Annotated in this window: 21 protein-coding genes; 7 read left to right on the plus strand and 14 right to left on the minus strand. The window is 65.0% G+C overall.

The features are described from left to right. Positions 1-4206 (plus strand): PilC/PilY family type IV pilus protein, encoded by a 4206-nt coding sequence (locus EJI00_RS21960; protein ID WP_126749598.1) that lies wholly within the window; start codon positions 1-3, stop codon positions 4204-4206. Positions 4207-4597: 391 nt separating this feature from the next. Here EJI00_RS21960 and EJI00_RS21965 read toward each other — a convergent pair whose 3' ends face one another. The 9 genes from EJI00_RS21965 to sucC all read right to left on the minus strand — a co-directional run bounded on the left by EJI00_RS21965 (position 4598) and on the right by sucC (position 13719). Continuing rightward, complete coding sequence (locus tag EJI00_RS21965) at positions 4598-5092, minus strand: pilin (protein ID WP_126749599.1); 495 nt, start codon at positions 5090-5092, stop codon at positions 4598-4600. A 328-nt stretch (positions 5093-5420) separates the two neighbouring features. Further along, entirely contained in the window at positions 5421-5936 is a 516-nt protein-coding gene (locus EJI00_RS21970) for a pilin (RefSeq protein WP_126749600.1), read from the minus strand. Between the two features lie 203 nt (positions 5937-6139). Further along, on the minus strand, positions 6140-6940 hold the full coding sequence (locus EJI00_RS21975; protein ID WP_126749601.1) for a 3',5'-cyclic-nucleotide phosphodiesterase: 801 nt from the start codon (positions 6938-6940) through the stop codon (positions 6140-6142). A 29-nt stretch (positions 6941-6969) separates the two neighbouring features. Continuing rightward, positions 6970-9231, minus strand: coding sequence for a CHASE2 domain-containing protein (locus EJI00_RS21980; RefSeq protein WP_126749602.1), 2262 nt, complete (start codon positions 9229-9231; stop codon positions 6970-6972). A gap of 27 nt (positions 9232-9258) precedes the next feature. Next, positions 9259-9909: an FHA domain-containing protein gene (locus EJI00_RS21985; RefSeq protein ID WP_126749603.1), complete on the minus strand. Its 651-nt coding sequence runs from the start codon at positions 9907-9909 to the stop codon at positions 9259-9261. Between the two features lie 69 nt (positions 9910-9978). Further along, a complete protein-coding gene (locus EJI00_RS21990; RefSeq protein ID WP_126749604.1) occupies positions 9979-10785 on the minus strand; it encodes a Stp1/IreP family PP2C-type Ser/Thr phosphatase in 807 nt (268 codons plus the stop codon). A gap of 26 nt (positions 10786-10811) precedes the next feature. Continuing rightward, positions 10812-11498: a TerC family protein gene (locus EJI00_RS21995; protein WP_126749605.1), complete on the minus strand. Its 687-nt coding sequence runs from the start codon at positions 11496-11498 to the stop codon at positions 10812-10814. A gap of 98 nt (positions 11499-11596) precedes the next feature. Then, entirely contained in the window at positions 11597-12490 is an 894-nt protein-coding gene (gene sucD, locus EJI00_RS22000) for a succinate--CoA ligase subunit alpha (protein WP_126749606.1), read from the minus strand. Positions 12491-12555: 65 nt separating this feature from the next. Next, positions 12556-13719 (minus strand): ADP-forming succinate--CoA ligase subunit beta, encoded by a 1164-nt coding sequence (gene sucC, locus EJI00_RS22005; protein WP_126749607.1) that lies wholly within the window; start codon positions 13717-13719, stop codon positions 12556-12558. A gap of 206 nt (positions 13720-13925) precedes the next feature. Here sucC and argC point away from each other — a divergent pair, with 206 nt between their 5' ends. Then, positions 13926-14849, plus strand: coding sequence for an N-acetyl-gamma-glutamyl-phosphate reductase (gene argC, locus EJI00_RS22010; RefSeq protein WP_126749608.1), 924 nt, complete (start codon positions 13926-13928; stop codon positions 14847-14849). 46 nt (positions 14850-14895) lie between these two features. Here argC and recX read toward each other — a convergent pair whose 3' ends face one another. Both recX and recA read right to left on the minus strand, forming a co-directional pair. Next, positions 14896-15348, minus strand: a complete 453-nt coding sequence (recX, locus tag EJI00_RS22015; protein ID WP_126749609.1) for a recombination regulator RecX — start codon at positions 15346-15348, stop codon at positions 14896-14898. A 49-nt stretch (positions 15349-15397) separates the two neighbouring features. Next, positions 15398-16516, minus strand: coding sequence for a recombinase RecA (recA, locus tag EJI00_RS22020; RefSeq protein WP_126749610.1), 1119 nt, complete (start codon positions 16514-16516; stop codon positions 15398-15400). Between the two features lie 146 nt (positions 16517-16662). Between recA and EJI00_RS22025 the strand changes: the two genes are divergently transcribed. From EJI00_RS22025 to EJI00_RS22035, 3 genes are all read left to right on the plus strand, one after another. After that, positions 16663-17148, plus strand: coding sequence for a MarR family winged helix-turn-helix transcriptional regulator (locus EJI00_RS22025; RefSeq protein ID WP_126749611.1), 486 nt, complete (start codon positions 16663-16665; stop codon positions 17146-17148). A 65-nt stretch (positions 17149-17213) separates the two neighbouring features. Further along, complete coding sequence (locus EJI00_RS22030) at positions 17214-17888, plus strand: response regulator transcription factor (RefSeq protein WP_126749612.1); 675 nt, start codon at positions 17214-17216, stop codon at positions 17886-17888. Between the two features lie 38 nt (positions 17889-17926). Next, positions 17927-19372: a sensor histidine kinase gene (locus EJI00_RS22035; protein WP_126749613.1), complete on the plus strand. Its 1446-nt coding sequence runs from the start codon at positions 17927-17929 to the stop codon at positions 19370-19372. 12 nt (positions 19373-19384) lie between these two features. Here EJI00_RS22035 and EJI00_RS22040 read toward each other — a convergent pair whose 3' ends face one another. Genes EJI00_RS22040 through EJI00_RS22050 form a run of 3 tightly spaced genes read right to left on the minus strand, consistent with a single transcriptional unit; the run spans position 19385 to position 21059 of the window. Next, on the minus strand, positions 19385-19594 hold the full coding sequence (locus EJI00_RS22040) for a sporulation protein (protein ID WP_126749614.1): 210 nt from the start codon (positions 19592-19594) through the stop codon (positions 19385-19387). 8 nt (positions 19595-19602) lie between these two features. Further along, on the minus strand, positions 19603-20427 hold the full coding sequence (locus EJI00_RS22045) for a biotin--[acetyl-CoA-carboxylase] ligase (RefSeq protein WP_126749615.1): 825 nt from the start codon (positions 20425-20427) through the stop codon (positions 19603-19605). A gap of 2 nt (positions 20428-20429) precedes the next feature. Beyond that, positions 20430-21059 (minus strand): SET domain-containing protein, encoded by a 630-nt coding sequence (locus EJI00_RS22050; protein WP_126749616.1) that lies wholly within the window; start codon positions 21057-21059, stop codon positions 20430-20432. A 182-nt stretch (positions 21060-21241) separates the two neighbouring features. On the opposite strand from EJI00_RS22050, the gene EJI00_RS22055 reads away from it, so the two are divergent. Both EJI00_RS22055 and EJI00_RS22060 read left to right on the plus strand, forming a co-directional pair. Further along, positions 21242-24184, plus strand: coding sequence for a DNA topoisomerase III (locus EJI00_RS22055; RefSeq protein ID WP_126749617.1), 2943 nt, complete (start codon positions 21242-21244; stop codon positions 24182-24184). Further along, complete coding sequence (locus EJI00_RS22060; protein WP_260590815.1) at positions 24181-25179, plus strand: tripartite tricarboxylate transporter substrate binding protein; 999 nt, start codon at positions 24181-24183, stop codon at positions 25177-25179. The genes EJI00_RS22055 and EJI00_RS22060 overlap by 4 nt, the downstream gene beginning before the upstream one ends. The last annotated feature ends 1 nt before the right edge of the window (position 25180 follow it).

The following is a 25180-nucleotide window of genomic DNA, read 5'->3' on the forward strand; positions in this document are numbered from 1 at the left end:
ATGAAAAAAAGAATTCGTTCGTCCGTTCACGCGGCGTGCCGCGCGACCATCGCCACCGGCCTCGGCCTGGCGCTCGGCAGCCCGATGGTCGCTTCCGCGATTCCGCTGGCCAACCAGCCTGTGTTCTCCACATCTGAGGTTCCTGGCAACCTGGCGTTGGCGCTTTCGGTGGAATGGCCCACGGCATCGCGCACGGCCCACGTCGGCAATTACTCCAGCGACACCAACTACCTGGGCTACTTCGATCCGGCCAAGTGCTACCTGTACCAGGTCGACGCCACGGCAAACGGCGTCAGCACCACAGACAAGGGTGATTCCAGCTACTTCTATCCGGCGGGCGCCGCTACCAACCGCACCTGCACTGGTGACAACAACGACAAGTGGAGCGGGAACTTCCTGAACTGGGCCTCCACCGCCGCCATCGACCCCTTCCGCTGGGCCATGACTGGGGGGCGGCGCGTGGTCGACACCGCCACCTCCACCATCCTGGAGAAAGCCTGGCACGGCGACCGCGGCCTCTTCCCGGATCGCACGCTTCCGGCCGCCGCCATCGCAGGCGCCACGCCGTTCAATAGTGCCACTGCGCTGGCAACGAGCATCACCAACCGCGGCTTCAAGATGCGCGTGACCACCACCGGCGGCACGGGTGGCCGCACGATGACGGCGCGGTATTTCAACAACATCACTCTCGACGGCGCGGCAATCGCCACCGTCACCGAGGACACCGCCAACCACGACTGGGTCAACGCCGCTCCCGTGAATGGCGTGAACGTCGACAACTTCTCGGCGCGGTTCCTCGGCACCTACACCGCACCCGAGACCGGCGACTACGTCTTCCGCACCATCAGCGACGACGGCGTGCGGCTCTGGGTCAATACCAGCGGCGACGGCGGTCAAAACTTCACCAACAGCAATCGGCGGATCAACAACTGGACCGACCACGGCGCGACCACCGACGACTCCGAAACCATCAGGCTCACCGCCGGCCAGACGTTCAGCGTGCGGATCGATTACTACGAAAAGGGCGGCGGCGCGGTGATGCAGTTTCACTGGCGCACGCCCTCCTCGAACAACACCTTCGTCCCGTTCTCGAACGCGGGGCGGGTGGACCATGACTACACCATGCGCGTGAAGGTGTGCGACCCCTCGACGGCGGCCGGCGGACTCGAAGCCAACTGCAAGGCCTACGGCGCCAATTACAAGCCCGAAGGGTTGATCCAGAAGTACGCCGACAAGATGCGTTTCAGCGCCTTCGGCTATCTGAACGACAGCAGCGACCAGCGCGACGGCGGCGTGCTGCGCGCCCGGCAGAAGTTCGTCGGGCCGACGGCTCCGACCCCCGGCCAGGCGCCCGCAGCCAACGCGAACAAGGAGTGGAGCGAGACCGACGGCACCTTCATCCGCAACCCCGATGCGGAGGACGCGACCGCGACCGCGACGGCGACCGGCGTGAGCATCGCGGACAGCGGTGTGATGAACTACCTGAACAAGTTCGGCCAGATCCTTCCGGGCGACTACAAGAACTACGACCCGGTGAGCGAGCTGTACTACGCGGTCATCCGGTATTACAAGAACCTCGGCAACGTCGAAGCCTGGAGCTCGATGGGCGCTGCCAACGCCGCGACGAAGACCAGTTGGGTCGACGGCTTCCCCGTGATCACCAACTGGGGCGACCCGATCCAGTACTCCTGCCAGCGCAACTTCGTGCTGGGCATTGGCGACATCTACACCCACGTCGACAAGAACGTGGCCGGCAACACCACCTACCGCACCCGCGAGCCCACCATGCAGACCGAGGTGGCGAACGACAACACCGTCAACGCGGTCACGGCCACCAACCGCGTCGGCGCACTGCAGGGCTTGGGCAACCTCGGCAATTCCAATGATTACAGCGGCCGAAACAACTCCGCCTATATTGCCGGTCTTGCGTTCGACTCCAACACCAAGGACATCCGTCCTGATGTGGCTGGGCGGGCCAACACCATCGGCAAGCAGACGGTCAGCACCTACTGGGTCGACGTGCTGGAGCAGCCCTTCCAGTTCAACAACCAGTTCTATCTTGCTGCCAAATTCGGCGGGCTGGACACCAAGAAGCTGCCCGCCGACTTCGACCCCTACACCTTCGCCGGCACCATTCCGCTGGACTGGTGGTCGACCAGCGGCGAAACGCTGACCGACGCGCGTGCCGCCAACCTGACACAGCCGCGGCCCGACAACTACTTTGCCGCGGGCCAGCCCGACACACTGGTGAGAGGCCTGACGCAAGCCTTCGAGCGCATCGTGAACGCCATTCAGGCGTACACCACCTCGTTCTCGCTCTCGGCCCTGGAGGTCTCGGCCACCGGTTCGGCTTCATATGCCTCGCAGTACGACGCGCAGGACTGGACCGGCGTGGTGAGCGCAAGCAGCATCAGCTTTGCCACCGACGGTACGCCTTCGCTCACGGCGGCATGGAACAGCACCAGCACGCTCGCGACGCAGTTCGGGGGCACCGGCTGGAACACCGACCGGCGCATTGCCACCTGGAATGGCACGACGGGCGTGGCCTTCCGAATCGGCAATCTCACCACCGGAACCGGCAGCCAGGCCACTGCGCTCGACACGCCCTACGTAACCGGCGACGACAGCGCCAACTACCTGAACTACCTGCGCGGCGACCGCAGCCAGGAGAAGACGGCAAGCGACGGAACCAAGCCCTACCGGCTTCGCAGCAAGCTGCTGGGAGACATCGTCAACTCGAAGGTGAAGCCGGTGGGCCCGCCCGCCTCGGCCTACTCCGACGCGGTGAACCGCGGCTACGCTGCCTTCAAGACGGCCAAGGCCACGCGCCCGACCATGGTCTACGCCGCCGCGAACGACGGCATGCTGCATGCCTTCCGCGGTGAACTCACCGGCACCGATGCCGGCCGCGAGCAGTTCGCCTACGTGCCGAGCGCGCTCTTCAACGGCCCGAGCACGCCGGCCACGCCTGCTGCGGACGGCCTGGCCCAACTCGGCAATCCGAACTACCTGCACAAGTACTACGTCGATGCGACGCCCGAGGTGGTCGACGTGGACTTCGACCGCGCCGGCGGCACCTTCGCGGCCACCGGCTCCGACTGGCGCTCGCTGCTGGTCGGCGGCCTTGGCAAGGGCGGCAAGAGCTTCTACGCCCTTGACGTGACCGATCCCGCGGCGATCACCGACGAAACCGTCCTGGCAAGCAAGGTGCTGTGGGAGTTCACCGATACGGACATGGGCTTCAGCTACGGCGCACCGTTGGTTCTCAAGACCAAGCGCTACGGCTGGGTGGTGGTGCTGACCTCCGGCTATCACAACGACAACACCAATCGCAACGGTTACCTCTACTTCGTGCATCCGGAAACCGGTGCACTGCTGCAGAAGGTAAGCACCGGTGCCACGGCCAACGGCTTGACCCATGCCACCGCCTTCATCACTGACCTGACAGACGGCACGGCTGACGCAATTTACGTCGGCGACCTCAACGGACAACTGTGGCGCTTCGACGTGACCGCGCCCGCGGGCACGACCACGGCCTACCCGGCACCGGCCAAGATCGCGCTCTTCACCGATGGCGCAACCACCCCGGTGGCCCAGCCCATCACCTCGCGTCCCCTGGTGCAGATTCACCCCACCACGCGCAAGCGCTACGTGATGGTTGGCACCGGCCAGTTGCTCGATGCGAGCGACATCAACTCCGCCGCAACGCAGAGCTTCTATGCCGTGATCGACGGAACCGATACCGCCTTCAAGCCGGCCGACAGCACCATGCCGGTGACGCGCAGCGAACTCACCGCTGTCACCAATCTCGTGAGCGGCACCGTCGTTCCCGCCGATTCGCGCGGCTGGTACCTCGACCTGGGCACGGAAGGCAGCATCGGCCTGCGCATGGTGGCGAGCCCGGTCGCCTTCAACGGCATCGTGGCGTTCTCGTCGCTGCTGACCAGCGGCGATGCCTGCAGCCCGTCGGGCCAGAGCCGGATCTACGCCATCGACTACAACAGCGGCCGCACGGCCCTGGCCAGCGGCGCTGCATTCGTGCAGTCAACCACCGCGATTACCGACCTCAAGTTTGTGGGCGTGGATGGCAAGGTGCGGCTGATCTCGGGAGATGTGCGCGGCAACCTGGACAAGATCGGGTTCAACCCTCCGGCCGGTAGCGGGCTGCGGCTGGTGAACTGGCGGGAAGTGCCTACGGCGGATTGATTGAGTGAATCGGCGAGGCACCCACGCCGGTGCCAGACCTGCTTCTGAAAGCGCTGCCAGAGTACATCTGCGCGGCGCTTTTTTATGAGGCTTGGTGCCCGAACTGATGAAGGCTTCCCATCCGTATACGAAAAGCAAGGATGGACCGGAAAACGGTGACCCCGTTCACGTATACCGGGTGATAGGCGGCACGCAGCCTGCTATCCAATCGCGGCTTTGAGCAATCCGAACTGTATTGGACTGCCATTCCTACCAGCGAGGCGCACCGCGCGCTTTCAATCAGATTTGCTACCCATGCGATGGCAAATGGCGCAGCATCGAAGAGTTCGTCAACCCAACTGAATGCTCATTTGAGAGCATCCATCAACTGCTTGCGCGATCAGTTTCGATGCTATGAGCACTGCGACGATTTGAACGTCGCAGGCACGCTGCTGGAACACGTCCAATTTCCCGTTGCGCTGCGCTGCCAAGTTAGTGTCTGGCCTGCAAGCACGGCTGCAGCCGCATTGCCAAAGGTGGCCGTCATGACGGCGGTCTGATCGCCGACGGCGGGAAAAGTCACAGCTGGCACGCCAGTACCCGCCGGAAGTTCTCCTAATGTAGGAGCGGCGCCGTTAGCTGCAGGCATGGTCATGAGCGAGGAGCCAGTGGCCCCTGGGTCGCATTGCAAATTGCCTGCTCCCACGCTTGTACGCCCTTCCACGACGCAAGTCTCGACAGCTGTTCTCAATGCGCCAACCTCCGACATGACACGAGTTACTTGAGCGCGGGAGATATAGGTCTGATATTGGGGCAACGCGATACTTGCCAGCACACCGATCACGGCTACCACGATCATCAATTCGATCAACGTGAAGCCTTGATCTTTTTCTTGAGCCTTCTTCATGCTTTCTCCTTGGTTAGGAGAATCAATTGCAGTTCGCGTGCCACCAAACACCGCATGCAAACTTTCGTGGAAATCTTCGCGCAGGATCGCGTAGTTGCATCAACATACTGAATTATCCAACCTGGATCTATGGCAGTTCCGTCTAACTGCGAAATCTAACTTCCCACTTGGATAGTGGAGAACGTGAGTTGCATTGCCCATATGACATGGGCTGCCGCCCATCAGCCGGCTCCTCAGAAGCTAGGCAGCAAACCTAACTCTCCGTTGGGCCTTGCCAATAGACGTAAAAAAGCCGCCCGAAGGCGGCTTCTGTTTGTGAACCGTCTGATTAGGCGCCAGGGCAGCCGGCAGGGGCGTACTTGGCATCAGCGGTCGTGACGCACTTCCAGCTACCAGCGTTGTCGCGGGTCCAGGTAACCGTCTTGGTTTGGATCGCGGCCGATGCCGAGGTGCCGATCGTCGACTGCAGAACTGCAACCGCAGTGGCGCTGGTGGTGTCGATGGTCAGGAGGGGCACGCCGCCGTCGGTAGCCGTCGCGGGCTTCGTGCCGTTCATGGTGTTGCCGGTGTTGCTCAGCAAGTTGGAAGCCGTTGCAGTGCCACCGCAATGCGTGGCGTCAGTGGCGGCGCCAGGCGTCGTTTGGCCGTTGTTGAGGCAGTCTTCGACGGCGGTTTTCTGCGAGCCTGTTTCCGAAACGATACGAGACACTTGCGACTTCGCCACGTACGTCTGGTACTGGGGAATTGCGATAGCAGCCAAGATACCAATGATCGCCACAACGATCATCAGTTCGATAAGGGTGAAACCCTTTTGCACGTTGCGTGCGATAGAACGACGGTTCATTTAAAAAACTCCAGGTTGGTTTGTACAGCCCGGGAACCAAGCCCGGAGCGGAGTACCTACCGCAGCATCCGTGCCACCCCGTTTCGGGCCTTCCGCCGACGAAACCCGTCACTTCAGCCGTACACAAGTTACATCGAGTGACACAAATCGTTTGTAAAGGCTGAGAAGCGTGACAAATTTGTCATGCCAACCCCTCCGGCGGCTCAAAAAGTCAGCACCCCATTCGCCTTCAACCACCGGATATCCCGCTGCGCCAACCCTGCCACCTGCCCGGCCAGCAGCTGAATCTGGCTCATGATTTCTTCAGTTTCCGCCGGCTTGGTGTGGGTGATGTAGATCGGGTACTGCTTGCCCGGATCGATGTGCGCCAGCTCGTCGGCCAGCACATGCGGCGACAAGTGCAGGCTGCGTTCGGCCAGTGCCTGCTCGCGGTTGCTGAAGGCGGTTTCGATGACGAGCATGGCCACGTCCAACGCGTTGACGCGGTCCCAGAAGGGAGCGTTGCGTTCGGTGTCGCCGGTAAAAACCCAGTTGGCACCGCCCTCGGCGCGGCAAATGGCAAAGCCGCAGGCGGGCACGGTGTGAACGGCGGGGAGAACCTCGATGCGCTTGGGGCTTGCGCTGCCAAGATGCAGGACTTGGCCGACCGTGATGTCATGGAAGCTCACAAACGGCGCCTGCGGGCTCGGAATGGTCTCGAAGTCGGGCCAGATGACGTTGTTGAACACATGGGCGCGCAGCGCCTCGATGGTGGAGCGCAAGGCGTGCACGCGCACGGGGCGGCTGCGGCGGGCACCGACGGCGTCGAGCATGAGGGGGAGCGCGGCAACGTGATCGAGGTGGCAGTGCGTAAGCACTACGTCGTCGATGGCGGCCATTTCGTCGAGCGTGAGGTCGCCCACGCCGGTGCCCGCATCGACGAGCAGGTCGGTATCGACCAGGAACGACGTGGTGCGGCAGTCCCTGGCAATGCCGCCCGAGCAACCCAGCACGCGAACCTGCATTGTGAAAGACCCCCTGCTTGTGCCTGTCGTCATTTGGTTTCGAACCGGGTTGCGCCGTCCCATTCAGGGTCGTAAGGCCGCAATGCCATGGAGGCTAATCGCTGGGCGTAGAGCTGGTAAAGGACTTTTTTGGCATCCGCGGCGAGCAGTGGGTCCAGCAAGTTTCGGCCGGCGGCCCAGTCCTGGCGGCGGTAGGCGTCCAGAACGCCGGCCCAGCGGTGCAGTTGCTCGGCTTGCTGTTGCGCGGCGGCGGTTTGGGGCGCTGCGTCGGGTGCGAGCGGAGTGAACACGGTAATGGCCTGGGCCTTGCCTTTGACGAGCACGCTGTCGAGCTCTTGCCAGAGAAAGCCGGGCGCGAGCTCGCGGGTGGCGCCGCTGGCGACGATCTCCACGCCGTAGTGCGCGCTCAGCCCTTCGAGCCGGGCAGCGAGGTTGACCGCATCGCCCACGACGGTGTAGCTGCGTCGCGCCGCCGAACCCATGTCGCCGACGCTCATCACGCCGCTGTTGATGCCGATGCCCACGCTGATCTGGGGGCGCCCCTCGGCAACGTGAAGCTTGTTGATGTCGCACACGGCTTCGGCCATTTCGAGCGCGGCGCGCACGGCAAGGGTGGCGTGGTCAGGGGTGTCGATGGGCGCGCCCCAGAAGGCCATGACGCAGTCGCCCATGTATTTGTCGACGGTGCCGCGGTGCGCGCTGATCACGCTGGTGAGCCGGTTGAACAGGGTGTTGAGAAAGGCCTGCAGCTCGGCCGGAGTCATCTGCTCCGAAAGGCGGGTGAACTCGCGCATGTCGCAGAACATGACGGTCATGTTCTTGCTCTCGGCGCGCATGCTGTAGCGGTCGGGGGTCACGAGCATTTCATCGACGAGTTCGGGCGGCACGTAGGTGCCGAAAAGCCGCGCCAGGCCGCGGCGCGCGCGGGCCTCGATGAAGTAGCCCCAGCCCATGTTGAAGACGAAGGCCAGCGCCGCCATGGCCAGCGCAGACGCCAGCGGAAGCACGAGGCTGTGGTTCTGGTAGAGCCACGCGTTCACGGCGATCAGCACGGCAACGGTGACGATGCCCAGCACGACGGCGCGCGGCGCCGGCAGGAGCGTGAGGCCCAGCGCCAGCACGAGGCCCACGGCCAGCACGTTCAGCACTTCGTAGCCGGGCGCGTAGTCGGGCACCGCAAGCAGGCGGCGGTCGAGCATGGCCGACACCACGTTGGCATGCACCTCGACACCGGGAAACGCAGCGCCCACGGGGGTGGCGCGCAGGTCTTGCAGGCCGGGCGCGGTGGCGCCCACGAGCACGATGCGGTCCTTTAGCTCGCCGGGCGCGAGCCGGCCCTCGAGCACGTCGCCGGCTCGCACGTAGCGGAACGAGCCACCGTCCGCGCCGCCCGGGCCGCGAAACGGAACCTGCATGCTGGCGGTTGGATCGACCGGCAGGCGCAGGCCGCCCACGATCAGCGATTGAAGGCGCGGCATGGCGCCACCTGGCGCAAAGGCCGGCAGAACCGGCGGCGAGCCGTTGGCGAGCCTGTAGACGGCGAGCCCGAGCGATTCGTAATACCCGGGCTGGCCCTTGTCGCCTTCATAGCGGGCGATGAGCGGCACGGTGCGAATCACGCCATCGTCGCTCGACGTGACCAGCGTGTTGAGAAAACCCGATGCGGGCGCGGCAGCTGCCAGCACAGGCAGGTTGGCGCCGAAGCCGTTCCACTCCGTGGTGTAGCCATGGCCCGCCGGAAAGGCCTCGGGCGGCAACAGCGCAGCCGCCGGCAACTGGCCCTTGGCGCCGGGCTTTTCGGTTCTCGTGAAGTAGTAGCCGAGCGCTATGGGCTGGCCTTCCATGGCCTTGGCAAAGATGGCGTCATTGTCGAGCGATGGCGCCAGGCGTTCGATTTCGCCGGCAAGGCCCGGCATCTCGCGCAAGGGCCCGCGTGCCAACTGCCGCAGCTTGTCGAGGCCGGAGCTTCGGTCCGGCTCGACGAACATCACGTCGAAGCCCAGTACCGCCACTTGCTGGCGCCCTGTGAGTTCCCTTGTCAGCCGGGCCAGCTTGTCGCGCGCCCAGGGCCATTGCCCCTGCCGCGCCAGGCTGGCGTCGTCCACGTCCACGATCACGATACGGGGGTCGAGCGTGCCCGGCATGGTGACGCGCAGGCGGGTGTCGTATATCAGGTGGTCGAGGTGGTCGAGCACGCTCAGGCGCCAGGCGCCGGTGGCATGCGCCAGGGCCAGCAGAACCGGCAGCAGGGTAATGACGATGCGTGGCCAATGCCGCCGGAGCGCATTCATGGCGTCGGCGCTACGCGGGCTTTGAGCTCAGACCCGCACGAACTGCATGCGCGTGGCGCCGCCGAGTTCCAGCACGTCGCGTTCCTGCAATCCGACGGCGTCGGTACCGAGGGGATTGCCGTTGAGCTTGACCTCGCCCATGACGCTGGCCGCCACATAGCCTTGGCGCCGACGAGTGACAACCGCCACGGCAACGCCGGGCTTGCCGATGGTGGTGACAACCTTCTGCAGCGGCAGATCCTGGCCGCCGCCGGTGTCCGAGAGTTCGCGCAGCACCGGAACACCCAGTTCGACCAGCGCACCGGCTTCGGTCGGTGCGGACGAAAGGGGAATGGGGGACGAAAAATCGTCCGAAGCGTTGTGCGCCGCGCCCGCGCCGGACTCCAGGTTGTTGCGGGCGCGAAAGTGAATGCGGCAGCCGCCGAGCTCGATGACGTCGCTGTCCTTGAGCACCTGCTTCTGGACGACGAGCGCATTGACGTAGGTGCCGTTGGTGCTGTTGAGATCTTCAATTTCGACCTCGCCGCCGCGCATGTGCAGCACAGCATGCTCGCCGCTGACCGCCAGGTTGTCGATGACGATGTCGTTGTAGGCGCGCCGTCCCAGCGTGGTGCGGTCCTTGGCGAGCGCCACTTGTTCGATGACAACGCCATCGATCGAAATGATCATTTTCGGCATTGCCGACTCCCCGATCTACAGAATTGGTTGGTGGCAGGCGCAACGACGGGCGATCGCTCGGGCCTGGGACTAGGCGGCAGCAGGCGCATCGCCGACGCGCGCTTTTGCCAGGACAACGGAAATGTTATCCCGTCCGCCATTGTCGTTTGCAACTGCAACCAAAAGTGCTGCTTTCTGCTGGAGCTCGACATCGTGGTTCAAAAGCGTGAAAAGCTGCGCATCCGAGATCATTTCACTGAGTCCGTCGGAGCACAGCATATACAGGTCGTCGGGCCTTGCGGTGTGTTCGTGCATTTCAAGCACGACTTGTGCCTCGACGCCGACCGCTCGCGTCACCAGGTTTCGGTGAGGCGAATGCAGCGCCTCCTCGGCGGTGATCGCGCCCGCGTCGAGCTGCTGCTGGCGCAGCGAATGGTCGCGCGTGAGCTGTTCGAGCTTGTTGTTGCGCAGCCTGTAGCAGCGCGAATCGCCGATGTGGCCCACCAGCACGCGCTGGGGCCGGAAAGCCGCCAGCACCAGGGTCGTTCCCATGCCCTGCAGCTCCTCGTTGGCAATGCCGGCTTCGAGAATGGCCGAATTGGCTTCGTCGGTGGCGGCCTGCAAGGCGCGCCGGATCACCCGCGCGGGCGCCTGGGGCCCGGCTTGCGCGGACCAGCGGGCAAAGCTGGCGTGCACCAGAGATACCGCCATGGCGCTGGCCACTTCGCCGCCCTTGTAGCCGCCCATGCCGTCGGCCAGCACGGCAAGGCCGAGCGCCGGATCGACATGGAGGTCGTCTTCGTTGTGGGCACGCGCGCGCCCCACGTCGGTGAGCACGGCAAACTCCCAGGACAGGGGGGGCCGATTGGAAAAGAAGGACGCGCCGACGCTCACCATTGTGTACAAGCGTGGGCGCGCGGCATTCAGTGCCCGGCCTCGGCGCGGGCGCGCTGCTGCAGAAAGCGGCCGGCGGCCACGACAAAGAACGCACCGGCGGCCGCTGCCGCATAGTGCTGCCAGGGGTTGGCCGCGAGCACGCCATGCAGCGAAACGTCGCTTGCAATGGTTTCACCGCCGACCCAGCCGATCAGGGCGGCACCCAGCATGACGATGATCGGAAAACGTTCCATGAGCTTGATCATGAGCGTACTGCCAAAAATCACCAGCGGAATGCTGATTGCGAGGCCGAGCACCAGCAGCACCATGCTGCCTTGCGCGGCAGCCGCCACGGCAATGACGTTGTCCAGGCTCATGACCAGGTCGGCCAGCAGGATGGTGCGTACGGCCGCCAGCATGCTGCCGTATTCCTTGGCCTCGCCGTCATCCTCTTCTTCTTCGCCCAGGAGCTGCAGGCCGATCCACAGCAGCAGCAGGCCGCCGACGATCTGCAGGTACGGCAGCGCCAGCAGCCTGGCCGCGACGATGGTCAGCACGATGCGCAGCACCACGGCCGCGCCCGAGCCGAACAGCACGGCCTTTTGCTGCTGCGCGGGCGGCAGAGAACGGGCAGCCATGGCAATCACCACGGCGTTGTCACCCGAAAGAATGATGTTGATCCAGACAATCTTGACCAGGCCGATCCAGAAATCGGTGCTTTGAAGGAGTTCCATGTCTCTTTTCCACTGTGTTGTAGTGAAAAAAGCGCCCGCAGGGTTTGCGGGCGCTTTTTTCTTTTTGCGTGGTGCGCAGAGAGAAGGTCTGCTGCGGTTTAGAGCTGTGCCTTGAGCAGCTTTGCCAGCTCCGAGAAGTTGCGCGTCACGGTGAAGCCGCACTCTTCCATGATGGCGAGCTTGGCATCGGCCGTGTCGGCACCGCCCGAGATCAGCGCGCCGGCGTGGCCCATGCGCTTGCCGGGAGGAGCGGTAACACCGGCGATGAAGCCGACCACCGGCTTCTTCATGTGCTCCTTGCACCAGCGGGCCGCGTCGGCTTCGTCGGGGCCGCCGATTTCGCCGATCATGATGACCGCGTCGGTGTCCGGATCGTCGTTGAAAGCCTTCATTACGTCGATGTGCTTCAGGCCGTTGATCGGGTCGCCGCCGATGCCCACTGCCGATGACTGGCCGAGGCCGATTTCGGTCAGTTGCGCCACGGCTTCATACGTGAGCGTGCCCGAGCGCGAGACCACGCCGATGCGGCCCTTGCGGTGAATGTGGCCGGGCATGATGCCGATCTTGATTTCGTCGGGCGTGATCAAGCCGGGGCAGTTCGGGCCCAGCAGCAAGGTCTTCTTGCCGCCGGCCGCTTCCTTGGCCTTCATCTTGTTGCGCACTTCGAGCATGTCGCGAACCGGGATGCCTTCGGTGATGCAGATCGCCAGGTCCAGATCGGCCTCGACGGCTTCCCAGATGGCGGCGGCCGCGCCTGCCGGCGGCACGTAGATCACCGACACGGTGGCGCCGGTTTGCGAAGCGGCTTCCTTCACCGAACCGAAGATCGGGATGTTGAAGATCGACTCGCCGGCCTTCTTGGGGTTCACGCCCGCCACGAAGGCGTTCTTGCCGTTCGCGTATTCCTGGCACTTCTCGGTGTGGAACTGACCGGTCTTGCCGGTAATGCCTTGCGTGATGACTCTGGTGTCTTTGTTGATGTAGATCGACATGGTGTTTCCTAATCAGTTGGGGACAGAGCTGGTCCGCTGCGCGGCCTGCGGTCTGTCCCGCAAAGTCACTTCGCTACTGCTGCCACGACCTTCTGGGCCGCTTCCGCCATGGTGTCGGCGCTGATGATCGGCAGGCCCGATTCGGCCAGCAGCTTCTTGCCTTCGACTTCGTTGGTGCCCTTCATGCGCACGACCAGCGGCACTTGCAGGTTCACGGCCTTGCAGGCTGCGATCACGCCGGTGGCGATGGTGTCGCACTTCATGATGCCGCCGAAGATGTTGACGAGGATGGCCTCGACATTCTTGTTCTTCAGCATGATCTTGAAGGCTTCGGTGACCTTCTCGGGGGTGGCGCCGCCGCCCACGTCCAGGAAGTTGGCCGGCTCGCCGCCGAACAGCTTGATGGTGTCCATGGTGGCCATGGCCAGGCCGGCACCGTTCACCAGGCAGCCGATGTTGCCGTCCAGCGAGATGTAAGCCAGGTCGAACTTGGAGGCTTCGACTTCGGCCGCGTCTTCTTCGTCGAGGTCGCGCAGGGCCACGATTTCGGGGTGGCGGAACAGCGCGTTGCTGTCGAAGTTGAACTTGGCGTCCAGCGCCATGACGTTGCCCTTGCTGTCACGGTTGAGCGGGTTGATCTCGACCAGCGAGGCGTCCGTTTCCATGTAGCAGGTGTAGAGCTTCTTCAGGATGTCGACCGTTTGCGCGGTCGAGTCGGCCGGCATGCCGATGCCGTCGGCAATTTCCTTGGCTTGCGCGTCGGTCAGGCCTTCCTTGGGGTCGGCGTAGACCGTGATGATCTTCTCGGGCGTGGAGTGGGCCACTTCCTCGATGTCCATGCCGCCTTCGCTCGACGCGATGAACGCGATCTTCTGCGTGGCGCGGTCGGTCACGGCCGAAACGTAGTATTCCTTGTTGATGTCGGCGCCATCTTCGATGTAGAGGCGGCGCACCTTCTGGCCTTCGGGGCCGGTCTGGTGGGTCTTGAGCTGCATGCCGAGGATTTCGCCGGCGAGCTTCTTGACGTCTTCGATGGACTTGGCGACCTTGACGCCGCCGCCCTTGCCGCGGCCACCCGCGTGAATCTGGGCCTTGACGACCCAGACCGGGCCTCCAAGTTTCTGGGCGGCCTCGACCGCCTCCTGAACCGTGTAGGCCGGAATGCCGCGCGGCACCGGCACGCCGAACTTGGCAAGAATTTCCTTGCCTTGGTACTCGTGAATCTTCATGAGGGTTGTCTCTCGGAAGGAGGAAGTTGAGAACGGGAGATCTGGGGTCTGAGGCGTCTTTGGCTCTGTTGTTCGCGGGCGACGGCAACCTGACGGCTGGGGGCGGCGAACAACCGCGGACTGTATCATGGTGCGGCGCACCAATACTCGACGTGACCTTGCGGTCAATACGTACTTTCTTCTAGCGACCCCACGGATACTCCGATATGGCCAAGGTTTTCATCGACGGCGAAGCCGGTACCACCGGCTTGCAAATTCGCGAGCGGCTCCAGACGATGCCGCAAATCGAACTCGTGAGCATTGCGCCCGAGCTGCGAAAAGACGTGAACGCCAAGCGCGAGCTGATGGCCGGCGTCGACCTGGTGGTGCTATGCCTGCACGACGACGCGGCTCGCGAATCGGTCGCGCTGATCGACCAGCTGCCGGGCAAGAAGCCCAAGATCATCGACGCCTCCACCGCGCACCGCGTGGCGCCGGGCTGGGTGTTCGGTTTTCCTGAACTGGTGGAAGGCCACTGGCAGGCCGTGGCCGCGGCCGACCGCGTCGGCAACCCGGGCTGCTATGCCACGGGCGCCATCGCCATCGTGCGCCCGCTGGTCGATGCGGGCCTGCTGCCGGCCGACTTCCCGGTTTCGCTGCCCTCGGTCAGCGGCTATTCGGGTGGCGGACGGGCCATGATCGAAGAATACGAGGGCGACAAGGCGCCGCTTTTCGAAACCTATGCGCTCGGCCTCAAGCACAAGCACATTCCTGAAATCATGAAATACACCGGCCTCACCCGCCGGCCCGTCTTCATTCCTTCGGTGGGCAACTTCAAACAGGGCATGCTCGTGCAGCTGCCGCTGCACCTCGACCTGCTGCCCGGCAAGCCGAAGGCCGGCGACCTGCACGACGCCATTGCCGCGCACTACGCCAGGAGCAACACGCCCGAGCAGTTCGTGAAGGTGCTGCCGCCCACCGACAACGGCAAGCTCGACGCGCTGGCGCTCAACGACACCAACCAGCTCGAGATTCGCGTGTTCCCGAACGAAGACCACCGACACGCGGTGGTGATTGCACGCCTGGACAACCTGGGCAAGGGCGCCAGCGGCGCCGCGGTGCAGAACCTGAAGCTGATGCTGGCGCTCTGAGCGCCCTCTGCTGAGCCTCCCCTGGCAGGCCGGAGCACGCGCCCGGTCAGTCTTCGTCGAAATCGCTCCGGAGCACCTTCGCCACCACCGCGCCAGAAAAGCCGCGCGCCATCAGAAAGCGCATCTGCTTGGCCCGCTCCTTCGCATCGGCGGGCGGTGCGTCGAAACGGCGGCGCCACAAGGCCGTGGCGCGCTCTACTTCGGTGTCTTGCAGGCTGGCCACCGCTTCTGCGATGGCCTCGGGCGCAATGCCCTTGGCCTGCAGCTCCTGGCGCACCCGCAATGCGCCCGAGCGGGCGGCGCGCTGGTTCAGCACCGAGGCCACCACGCGCGGCTCGCTGATGAAGTCCTTGGCGGCCAGTTCGTCGAGCACGCGGGCCAGCGTGCCGGGCTCTTCTTCATGCCTGGCCAGCTTGCGCTCCAGTTCCGCACGCGAATGCTCGCGCTGGCTCAGGAGCCGCAATGCGCGGCCTTTGAGGGAGGGGGCACCGAATGCCATGCCTGGTGGTCGCTCGCGCGGCCCCGCGAGAGGCCGCGCCGTACCTTGCTTACTCGCCCTTGTCGGCCTTCTCGGCCTTGGCTGCCTTCGCAGGCTTCTCGGCCTTTTCGGCGCCCGGGGTGTCGGCATCGGCCGCCAGCAGCGGAATGCCCAGCGACTCGCGCACCTTGTTCTCGATTTCGCGCGACAGCTCGGGGTTCTCGCGCAGGAACTCGCGGGCGTTGTCGCGGCCCTGGCCGATCTTTTCGCCGTTGTAGGCGTACCAGGCACCCGACTTGTCGAGGATCTTGGCGGTCACGCCCATGTCGATGATCTCGCCTTCGCGGCTGATGCCTTCGCCGAACAGGATGTCGAACTCGGCCGTCTTGAACGGAGGCGACACCTTGTTCTTCACCACCTTGACCTTGGTTTCGTTGCCGATGGCCTCGTCGCCCTTCTTGATGGTGCCGATGCGGCGGATGTCCAGTCGCACCGAGGCGTAGAACTTCAGCGCATTGCCGCCGGTGGTGGTTTCGGGCGAGCCGAACATCACGCCGATCTTCATGCGGATCTGGTTGATGAAGATGACCATGCAGTTGGTCTTCTTGATGGTGGCGGTGAGCTTGCGCAGCGCCTGGCTCATCAGGCGGGCCTGCAGGCCCGGCAGCGAGTCGCCCATTTCGCCTTCGATTTCGGCCTTGGGGGTGAGCGCGGCGACCGAGTCGACCACGATCAGGTCCACGGCACCCGAGCGCACCAGCGAATCGACGATTTCGAGCGCCTGCTCGCCGGTGTCGGGCTGGCTGATCAGCAGGTCGGACAGGTTCACGCCGAGCTTCTGGGCGTACTGCACGTCGAGCGCATGTTCGGCGTCGACGAAAGCGCAGGTGCCGGCCTGCTTCTGCATGGCGGCGATGACCTGCAAGGTGAGCGTGGTCTTGCCCGACGATTCCGGGCCGTAGATTTCGATGACGCGGCCGCGCGGCAGGCCGCCGACGCCCAGCGCGATGTCCAGGCCCAGCGAGCCGGTGGAGACCACCTGGATGTCTTCGAGCGCTTCGCCTTCGCCGAGCCGCATGATCGTGCCCTTGCCGAACTGCTTTTCGATCTGGGCCAGCGCGGCCTGCAGGGCCTTGGCCTTTTCACTGTTGGCGACCGAGATGCTTGCGCCCTTGACGACTGCGTCCATGTGGAAATCTCCTTGAAAATCAACGGTTTGTGTGTGACTGCCATCCATCTGCCTTTAATCACAGGCTGGATGCTTGAACAGTAGTGTAGGGGCTCATTGGTTTGAGTAAACCTATTTTTTGGTCAGTTTGATTTACCATTTGGCGAATGGCCGAAACCGCTTTTCCGACCGATCCCGATGCCTGGCGGCAAACCCATCTGGGCCGCCTGCTGGGCCACGCGATGCGCCGCTTCGACGAGCGCGTGCTCGAACTCATGGCGCACGACATCGATGTGCCGCTGGCGCTGTCGAACCTGGCCGCCCGCGCCCAGGTGAGCGCCGCGCACATCCACATCACGCGGCACCTGGCACGAGAGGGTTCGCGCCTGACCGAGCTGGCCGAGCGCGCCGGCATGACCAAGCAGGCGATGGGCGCGCTGGTGGACCAGTGCGAAGCCTGGGGCCTGGTCACACGAGGGCCCGACCCGTTCGATGCGCGGGCGCGGCGCGTGCTTTTCACCGCCGACGGACTGGCATGGCTCGACGCCTTTCGCGGCGCCGTCACACAGGCCGAGCGCGAGTTCCGCGCCAGCGTCGGCAACGACGTCGCCACCGTGATAACCATCGGTCTGGAAGCGTACACAGCGGGCTAGACTCGGCTGGGAGAGACAAATGTGAACGGCGCCGGCGCGGCGCCCGAACCGGCCGGAGGTGGCTCATGCGGATTCTGATTGCCGAAGACGACCAGGTGCTGGCCGATGCCCTGCTGCGCAGCCTGCGCACCTCGGGCGCGGCGGTCGACCACGTGGCCAACGGTTCGCAGGCCGACACCGCGCTCATGACGCACAGCGAATTCGACCTGCTGATTCTCGACCTCGGGCTGCCCAGCCTGCACGGCATCGAGATCCTCAAGCGCCTGCGCGCACGCGGCTCGCAATTGCCGGTGCTGGTGCTCACCGCGGCCGACAGCGTGGAAGAACGCGTCAAGGGCCTGGACCACGGCGCCGACGACTACATGGCCAAGCCCTTCAGCCTGCAAGAGCTCGAAGCGCGCGTGCGGGCGCTCACGCGGCGCGGCATGGGCGCCACCAGCAACACCATCCGGCACGGCCCGCTGGTGTACGACCAGGCCGGCCGGGTGGCGACCATCGACGGCAAGATGGTCGAGCTCTCGGCGCGCGAACTCGGCCTGCTCGAGGTGCTGCTGCAGCGCGCCGGCCGCCTGGTCAGCAAGGATCAGCTGGTGGAGCGCCTGTGCGAATGGGGCGAGGAAGTGAGCCTGAACGCGATCGAGGTGTACATCCACCGCCTGCGCAAGAAGATCGAGAAGGGGCCGGTGCGCATCGCCACGGTTCGCGGCCTCGGCTACTGCCTCGAAAAAATCCAGCAATGACACGCGGGCTTGCCCCGCGGCTTCGGAGGCCGTAAGCCTTGAAACTGTTCCAGCGCGCGCAGCGCTCCCTGTTCGGCGAAATCCTCGACTGGATGCTCACGCCGCTGCTGCTGCTGGTGCCGGTGAGCATCGGCGTCACGTGGCTGGTGGCCCAGGGCATTGCCAACGCGCCCTTCGACCGCGCGCTCGAATACAACGTGCAGACGCTGGCGCGGCTCGTCACGGTACAGCAGGGCCAGACGCAGTTCGTGCTGCCGCAGCCGGCGCGCGAAATCTTGCGGGCCGACGACGCCGACCGCGTGTACTACCAGCTGCTCGACAGCCACGGCAAGCTGCTGAGCGGCGAGTCCGACGTGCCGCATCCCAACATGGACGAGCCCCCGGTACCGGGCGTGGTCACGCTGCGCAACGGCGAAATGCGCGGCAAGCCGGTGCGGGTGGCCTCGCTCTGGCTGGCCAATGACGACGACGACTCGGCGCCCGCGCTGCTGCAGGTGGCCGAGACGCGCGAGAAGCAGTCGGTGCTGGCCATCGAAATCATCAAGGGCGTGCTGCTGCCGCAATTCGCGATCCTGCCGCTCGCGGTGCTGCTGATCTGGCTGGCGCTGGTGCGCGGCATCAAGCCGCTGTCGGTGGTGGAGGCGCGCATTCGCGAGCGCCGCCCGGGCGACTTGAGTCCGCTCGACGAATCGTCGGTGCCACTCGAGGTGGTGCCGCTGGTGTCTTCGGTCAACGAACTGCTCGACAAGCTCAACGACTCGATCCACACGCAAAAGCGCTTTCTTGCCGACGCCGCGCACCAGCTCAAGACGCCGCTCGCGGGCCTGCGCATGCAGGCCGATCTGGCGCAGCGTGAAGGCGCCAACGCCGACGAGCTCAAGCAGTCGCTCAAGCAGATCGGCCGCGCCAGCGTGCGCGCCACGCACACAGTGAACCAGCTGCTCTCGCTCGCGCGCGCCGAAAGCACCGGTGCCGGCACGGGCCGCCAGCCCTGCGACCTGGCCCGGCTCACCATTGAAGTGGTGCGCGAAGCCGTGCCGCGTGCCATCGAGAAGCGCATCGACCTGGGCTACGACGGCGCCGAAGCGGGCGCGCCGGGCGTGGTGCTCGAAGGCAACCCGACCTTGCTGAAGGAACTGGTGCGCAACCTGGTCGACAACGCCATCAACTACACGCCGTCGACCCCTGAGCGGCCGGGCGTGATCACCGCGCGCGTACTGGCCGACCCTTTCGGGCATGTGGTGCTGCTGCAGGTGGAAGACAACGGCCCGGGCATTGCGGAATCCGATCGCGAGCTGGTGTTCGAGCCGTTCTACCGCGTGCTCGGCAACGAGGCCGACGGCTCCGGGCTGGGCTTGCCGATCGTGCGGGAGATTGCCAACCAGCACCATGCGCAGGTCAAGCTCGAAGACGCACATCCGGGCCGGCAACCGCCGGGCGCGCGCTTCACGGTGCGCTTCGAGGGCGAAGAGCTGGCGTCTTGAGCGGCAGCGCCTTCAGGGCGCGGCGGTGGTGTTGCCGTTGCCGGTCTTGCCGTCCTTGCGGATCTGCAGCCACTCGGGATGAACCTGGCGCGAGAGGCGCTGCGGCTCGCGCTCGGTAATGCCGGCCGGCATCAATCCGAAGCCGGCCAGGTCGCCGCGGGCCCACAGCCAATAGCCGACATTGGCCAGGACGAGAACGATCAGTGCAAGGCGCAACTTCATGGTGGGTCTCAAAAAGCCATGCCGCGAGGACGCACGCTGACTTCGTCGCTCGAGACCATCTGCAAGCCCCCGGCCGTGCGCACCTGCAGTTCGCCGCCCCAGGCCACGCCTTCGCACGTGCCGAAGCTGCCGTCGCTGAGCTGGACTTCGCGCCCGCGCAACGCGTCACGCGCGGCAAAACGCTCGGCAAAGGGTGCGAAGCCCTGCGCCTCGAAGGCCTGCACGCTCTGCACCAGCGGTGTGGCAAGTTCAGCAAGCACTTGGGGCGCCGTGGCGTCAGGGCGCCATTGGCGCAGCCACGCGGGCGGCGTGCGCATGCCCCCGGCTTCACGGGGGCCGATGTTGATGCCGATGCCGATCACCAGGTAGCGCGGCGCGGTCGCCGCATCGGTACGGCCCGCATGCGGCATGGCGGTTTCGATCAGGATGCCGGCCAGCTTGCGGTCGTTCACCCACAGGTCGTTGGGCCACTTGAGCGCCACCTTCGCATCGCCCGACGGGTCGAGGCTTTCCGCCACGCTGACACCCACGGCCAGCGAGAGACCCGACCAGTCGCGCGGCGCGAGCGGCAGGCCCAGCGAAAAGGTGAGCGAGGCGGCGTTTTGCTGCTCGCCCTGCTGCGCGCTTTGCCAGGGCCGGCCAAGACGGCCGCGCCCGGCGGTCTGGCGCTCGGCCACCAGGAGCACCGGCTCGGCGCGGCCGGCGCGCGCGCGGCGCATGAGCTCGGTGTTGGTCGAGTCGATCTCGGCCACGGCCTCGACCGCGAAGCCGGGCAAGAGCGGCGCCACCGCCGCGGCAATCCGGTCTTCGAACCAGTCGGCCATGGTGCTCATGCTCAGCCCTTGTCGGCCTCGTCCTTTTTGGCTTTCTTTTTTTCCGACTTCTTTTCAGCCTTTTTCTCGGCTTTCTTGTCTGCCTTTTTCGCTTCTTTTTTCTCGGCCTTTTTCTTTTCGGCCTTCTGCTTGGCTTTTTTCTTCTTTTTCTTTTCTTCGTCTTCGTCCTTGGGCGTCAGCAGCGTGCCGCGGCAATTCTCGGAGCCGCACCAGCACGGAAACTCGGCCAGCAGCTTCGGCGTGTAGGGCTCATCGATGATCAGGCCGTAGTCGTAGTTGAGCTCTTCTCCTGCAGCAATGTTGCGCAGCGCCTTGATATAAACGCGCCCGTTGACTTCGTCGGCCTCGCAGTTCGGCTCGCACGAATGATTGATCCAGCGCGCGGCATTGCCGTTCACGTTGCCGTCGATCACACGGCCGTCGTCGATGTGGAAGTAGAAGGTGTGGTTGGGCTGGGACGGGTCGTGCGGATGGCGGCGCAGCGCCTCTTTCCAGTTGATGACCTCGCCCTTGTATTCGATCAGCGTCTCGCCTTCGGCCAGATCGTCCACGGCGAACACGCCGTTGCCGTGGACATCCGAACGCCGCATCTGAATGCGGCGGCCGGCGAATTGTGGGGATTTGGAAGGCATCGCCGAAGTCTGTTAGGTTGAATATGCACACATGCGCGTGTGCGCGTGCGCACACGCGGGAAGCCGCAGATTGTATGTGGCCCCCACGCTCGCGCACGGCGTGTCGTCGCTGCCCCCGGAGGGGGCCGCAGGCCGCCTTGAGGCGGCTCGGCGCCGGCCTGGGAACTCTTTTAGGAATGTTGATGAAGACTTTGGTAATTGCAGAAAAGCCGTCGGTGGCACAGGACATCGTCCGTGCGCTCACGCCGGTGGCCGGCAAGTTCGACAAACATGACGAGCATTTCGAGAACGAAAGCTATGTCGTGACCAGCGCTGTCGGCCACCTGGTCGAAATCCAGGCGCCCGAAGAGTTCGACGTCAAGCGGGGCAAGTGGAGCTTCGCGAACCTGCCGGTGATTCCGCCCCACTTCGACCTGAAGCCGGTCGACAAGACGAAGACGCGCCTGAACGCCGTGGTCAAGCAGGCCAAGCGCAAGGACGTGACGCAACTCATCAACGCCTGCGACGCGGGCCGCGAGGGTGAGCTGATCTTCCGCCTCATCGAGCAGTACGCGGGCGGCAAGACCGGCCTGAACAAGCCGGTGAAGCGCCTGTGGCTGCAATCGATGACGCCGCAGGCCATTCGCGACGGCTTCGACGCGCTGCGCACCGAAAAGCAGATGCAGGGCCTGGCCGACGCCGCGCGCTCGCGCTCCGAGGCCGACTGGCTGGTGGGCATCAACGGCACGCGGGCCATGACGGCTTTCAATTCGCGCGACGGCGGCTTCTTTCTGACGACGGTGGGCCGCGTGCAGACGCCCACGCTCTCGGTGGTGGTCGAGCGCGAGGAAAAAATCCGCAAGTTCGTGAGCCGCGACTACTGGGAAATCCACGGCGCGTTCCAGGCCGAGGCCGGCCAGTACCCGGGCAAGTGGTTCGACGCCAACTTCAAGAAGCCGCCGCCGGGCCCCGACGGCGTGGCCGACGCGGAAATCCGCGCCGACCGCGTATGGAGCGAGCGCGAAGCGAGCGAAATAGCCGATGCGGCACGCGGCAAGCCCGCCACGGTGACGGAAGAGAGCAAGCCCACCACCCAGGCTTCGCCGATGCTGTTCGACCTGACCTCGCTGCAGCGCGAGGCCAACGGCCGCTTCGGCTTCTCGGCCAAGACCACGCTGGCGCTGGCGCAGAGCCTGTACGAACGCCACAAGGCGCTGACCTACCCGCGGACCGACTCGCGCGCGCTGCCTGAGGACTACCTGCCGGTGGTCAAGGACACGATGAAGATGCTCGCCGACAGCGGCATGAAGCACCTGGCGCCTTTCGCCAAGCAGGCGGTCGACGGCAGCTACGTGAAGCCGAACAAGCGCATCTTCGACAACGCCAAGGTGTCGGATCACTTCGCCATCATCCCGACGCTGCAGGCGCCCAGCGGCCTCTCCGACGCCGAGCAGAAGCTCTACGACTTCGTGGTGCGCCGCTTCATGTCGGTGTTCTTCCCGAGCGCCGAATTCCAGGTGACCACCCGCATCAGCACGGTGGAGGCCGGCGGCAAGAAGTACCCCTTCCGCAGCGACGGCAAGGTGCTGGTCAAGCCGGGCTGGCTCGCCATCTGGGGCAAGGAAGCCATCAACGACGATGACGAGAAGGACGGCAAGAACCTGGTGGTGGTGAAGCCCGGCGAAACGGTGAAGACCGAATCGGCCGACCTGAAGGCGCTGAAGACCCGGCCGCCGGCGCGCTATTCGGAAGCCACGCTGCTGGGCGCTATGGAAGGCGCCGGCAAGACCATCGACGACGACGAGCTGCGCGAGGCCATGCAGGAAAAGGGCCTCGGCACGCCAGCCACGCGCGCGGCCACCATCGAAGGCCTGATCACCGAAAAGTACATGCTGCGCGAAGGCCGCGAACTGATCCCCACGGCCAAGGCCTTCCAGCTCATGACGCTTCTGCGCGGCCTGGGCGTGGAAGAACTCTCCAAGGCCGAGCTCACGGGCGAGTGGGAATACAAGCTCGCGCAGATGGAAAAGGGCGCACTGAGCCGCGACGCCTTCATGCGCGAAATTGCCGAAATGACGCAGCACATCGTCAAGAAGGCCAAGGAGTACGACCGCGACACCGTGCCGGGCGACTACACGACGCTTTCGACGCCGTGCCCCAATTGCGGCGGCGTGGTGAAGGAGAACTACCGCCGCTACAGCTGCACCGGCAAGGCGGGGCAGGAACCCTGCGGCTTCTCGTTCGGCAAGTCGCCGGCGGGACGCACCTTCGAAGTGGCCGAGGCCGAAGCGCTCTTGCGCGACAAGCACATCGGCCCGCTGGAAGGCTTCCGCTCCAAGGCCGGTTGGCCTTTCACCTCCGAGATCGTCCTGAAGTTCGACGAGGAAGCGAAGAACTGGAAGCTGGAGTTCGACTTCGGCGACGACAAGAATGCCGACACCGGCGAGATCGTCGATTTCAGCGAGCAGGACACCGTGGGCCCGTGCCCGGTCTGCGGCGCGCCGGTGTTCGAGCACGGCAGCAACTACGTCTGCGAGAAGTCGGTACCCACCAACGCGCAACCTACGCCGACCTGCACCTTCAAGACCGGCAAAATCATCCTGCAGCAGCCGGTGGAGCGCGCGCAGATGGAAAAGCTGCTCGCCACCGGCAAGACCGACCTGCTCGACAAGTTCGTGAGCATGCGCACGCGCCGCGCCTTCAAGGCCTTCCTGACCTGGAACGCCGAAGAAGGCAAGGTGACCTTCGAATTCGCACCGCGTGAAGGGGGCAGCAAGTTCCCGCCGCGCAAGACCTTCGGCAAGGCAGCGCCGGCGGGCAAGACCGCCGCGGCCAAGAAGATGGCGGCGAAGAAGACCCCCGCCGCCAAGAAAGCGCCGGCCGCGAAGAAAGCCGCTGCGCCGCGCAAACCCGGCGTGGGCCTGAAGCCGAGCGACTCGCTGGCCGCGGTGATCGGGGCCGAACCGGTGGCGCGCACCGAGGTCATCAAGAAGCTGTGGGACTACATCAAGGCCAACGGCTTGCAGGACGCAACCAACAAGCGCGCGATCAATGCCGACGCCAAGCTCAAGCCGGTGTTCGGCAAGGACCAGGTGACGATGTTCGAACTCGCGGGCATCGTGGGCAAGCACCTCTCGACGCCATGACGACGGGCCGCAGGCGTTTCAACAAGGGCCTGGCTGCCGCCGGCGCGGCACTGCTGCTTGGCGGCACGGCCGGCCTCGCGCAGGCCGCTGCGTGGCCCGACAGGCCCGTGAAGCTGGTGGTGCCCTTCCCGCCAGGACAGGCCTCCGACATCTTCGCGCGCGCCTTGGCCGAGCAGCTCGGCAAGCGGCTGGGCCAGCCGGTCATCGTGGACAACAAGGCCGGTGCCGGCAGCAACATCGGCACCGAGTTCGTGGTGCGCTCGCCGGCCGACGGCAACACGCTGGTGGTGGCCGGCAGCGCGATGGCGGTGAACCAGACGCTCTATGCCAAGCCGGCCTTCGACCCGCGCAAGGACCTGGTGGGCATTTCGCTCATCGCCACAGTGCCGCTGGTGTTCCTGGCCACGCCCGAAAGCGGCATTCGCAGCATGGCCGACCTGGCGGCGCGCGCCAAGGCCGAGCCCGGCAAGCTGAGCTACGCGAGCGCCGGCATCGGCGGCACGCAGCACCTGTCGGGCGAGATGTTCAAGTCGGCGGCTCGCGTCTTCATCACCCACATTCCGTACCGCGGCAGCGGGCCGGCGCAGGCGGACTTCCTGGGCAATCAGGTGCCGCTGATGGTCGACTCCGTGACGGCCGCGCTGCCGCACATCAAGTCGGGCCGCGCGATTGCGCTGGCGGTGACATCGGCCAGGCGCACCTCGCAGCTGCCCGACGTGCCCACCGTGCGCGAAAGCGGCGTGTCGGGAACGAAAGACTTCGAAGCCGTGGGCTGGCTCGGGCTGATGGCGCCGCGCGACACGCCGCCCGAGATCACGGCGCGTTTGAACCAGGAAGTGACCGACATCCTGAAGAGCGAGCAGATGGCGCGCTTCATACGCGAGCGGGGCTCGGAGCCCACGCCCACCACGGGCCCCGAGTTCGACCGCTTCGTGGCAAGCGAGATCCAGCGCTGGGGTGGCGCAGTGAAGGCATCGGGCGCCAAGCCCGAATAAA

It is taken from the genome of Variovorax sp. DXTD-1, assembly GCF_003984625.1.
In the GTDB taxonomy this organism is placed as follows: Bacteria; Pseudomonadota; Gammaproteobacteria; order Burkholderiales; family Burkholderiaceae_C; genus Variovorax.

What these genes read in the sequence shown, in the direction of transcription:
- EJI00_RS21960 (WP_126749598.1), top strand. Translation starts at nt 1, where the DNA reads ATGAAAAAAAGAATTCGTTCGTCCGTTCACGCGGCGTGCCGCGCGACC.
- EJI00_RS21965 (WP_126749599.1), bottom strand. Translation starts at nt 5,092, where the DNA reads ATGAAGAAGGCTCAAGAAAAAGATCAAGGCTTCACGTTGATCGAATTG.
- EJI00_RS21970 (WP_126749600.1), bottom strand. Translation starts at nt 5,936, where the DNA reads ATGAACCGTCGTTCTATCGCACGCAACGTGCAAAAGGGTTTCACCCTT.
- EJI00_RS21975 (WP_126749601.1), bottom strand. Translation starts at nt 6,940, where the DNA reads ATGCAGGTTCGCGTGCTGGGTTGCTCGGGCGGCATTGCCAGGGACTGC.
- EJI00_RS21980 (WP_126749602.1), bottom strand. Translation starts at nt 9,231, where the DNA reads ATGAATGCGCTCCGGCGGCATTGGCCACGCATCGTCATTACCCTGCTG.
- EJI00_RS21985 (WP_126749603.1), bottom strand. Translation starts at nt 9,909, where the DNA reads ATGCCGAAAATGATCATTTCGATCGATGGCGTTGTCATCGAACAAGTG.
- EJI00_RS21990 (WP_126749604.1), bottom strand. Translation starts at nt 10,785, where the DNA reads ATGGTGAGCGTCGGCGCGTCCTTCTTTTCCAATCGGCCCCCCCTGTCC.
- EJI00_RS21995 (WP_126749605.1), bottom strand. Translation starts at nt 11,498, where the DNA reads ATGGAACTCCTTCAAAGCACCGATTTCTGGATCGGCCTGGTCAAGATT.
- sucD (WP_126749606.1), bottom strand. Translation starts at nt 12,490, where the DNA reads ATGTCGATCTACATCAACAAAGACACCAGAGTCATCACGCAAGGCATT.
- sucC (WP_126749607.1), bottom strand. Translation starts at nt 13,719, where the DNA reads ATGAAGATTCACGAGTACCAAGGCAAGGAAATTCTTGCCAAGTTCGGC.
- argC (WP_126749608.1), top strand. Translation starts at nt 13,926, where the DNA reads ATGGCCAAGGTTTTCATCGACGGCGAAGCCGGTACCACCGGCTTGCAA.
- recX (WP_126749609.1), bottom strand. Translation starts at nt 15,348, where the DNA reads ATGGCATTCGGTGCCCCCTCCCTCAAAGGCCGCGCATTGCGGCTCCTG.
- recA (WP_126749610.1), bottom strand. Translation starts at nt 16,516, where the DNA reads ATGGACGCAGTCGTCAAGGGCGCAAGCATCTCGGTCGCCAACAGTGAA.
- EJI00_RS22025 (WP_126749611.1), top strand. Translation starts at nt 16,663, where the DNA reads ATGGCCGAAACCGCTTTTCCGACCGATCCCGATGCCTGGCGGCAAACC.
- EJI00_RS22030 (WP_126749612.1), top strand. Translation starts at nt 17,214, where the DNA reads ATGCGGATTCTGATTGCCGAAGACGACCAGGTGCTGGCCGATGCCCTG.
- EJI00_RS22040 (WP_126749614.1), bottom strand. Translation starts at nt 19,594, where the DNA reads ATGAAGTTGCGCCTTGCACTGATCGTTCTCGTCCTGGCCAATGTCGGC.
- EJI00_RS22045 (WP_126749615.1), bottom strand. Translation starts at nt 20,427, where the DNA reads ATGAGCACCATGGCCGACTGGTTCGAAGACCGGATTGCCGCGGCGGTG.
- EJI00_RS22050 (WP_126749616.1), bottom strand. Translation starts at nt 21,059, where the DNA reads ATGCCTTCCAAATCCCCACAATTCGCCGGCCGCCGCATTCAGATGCGG.
- EJI00_RS22055 (WP_126749617.1), top strand. Translation starts at nt 21,242, where the DNA reads ATGAAGACTTTGGTAATTGCAGAAAAGCCGTCGGTGGCACAGGACATC.
- EJI00_RS22060 (WP_260590815.1), top strand. Translation starts at nt 24,181, where the DNA reads ATGACGACGGGCCGCAGGCGTTTCAACAAGGGCCTGGCTGCCGCCGGC.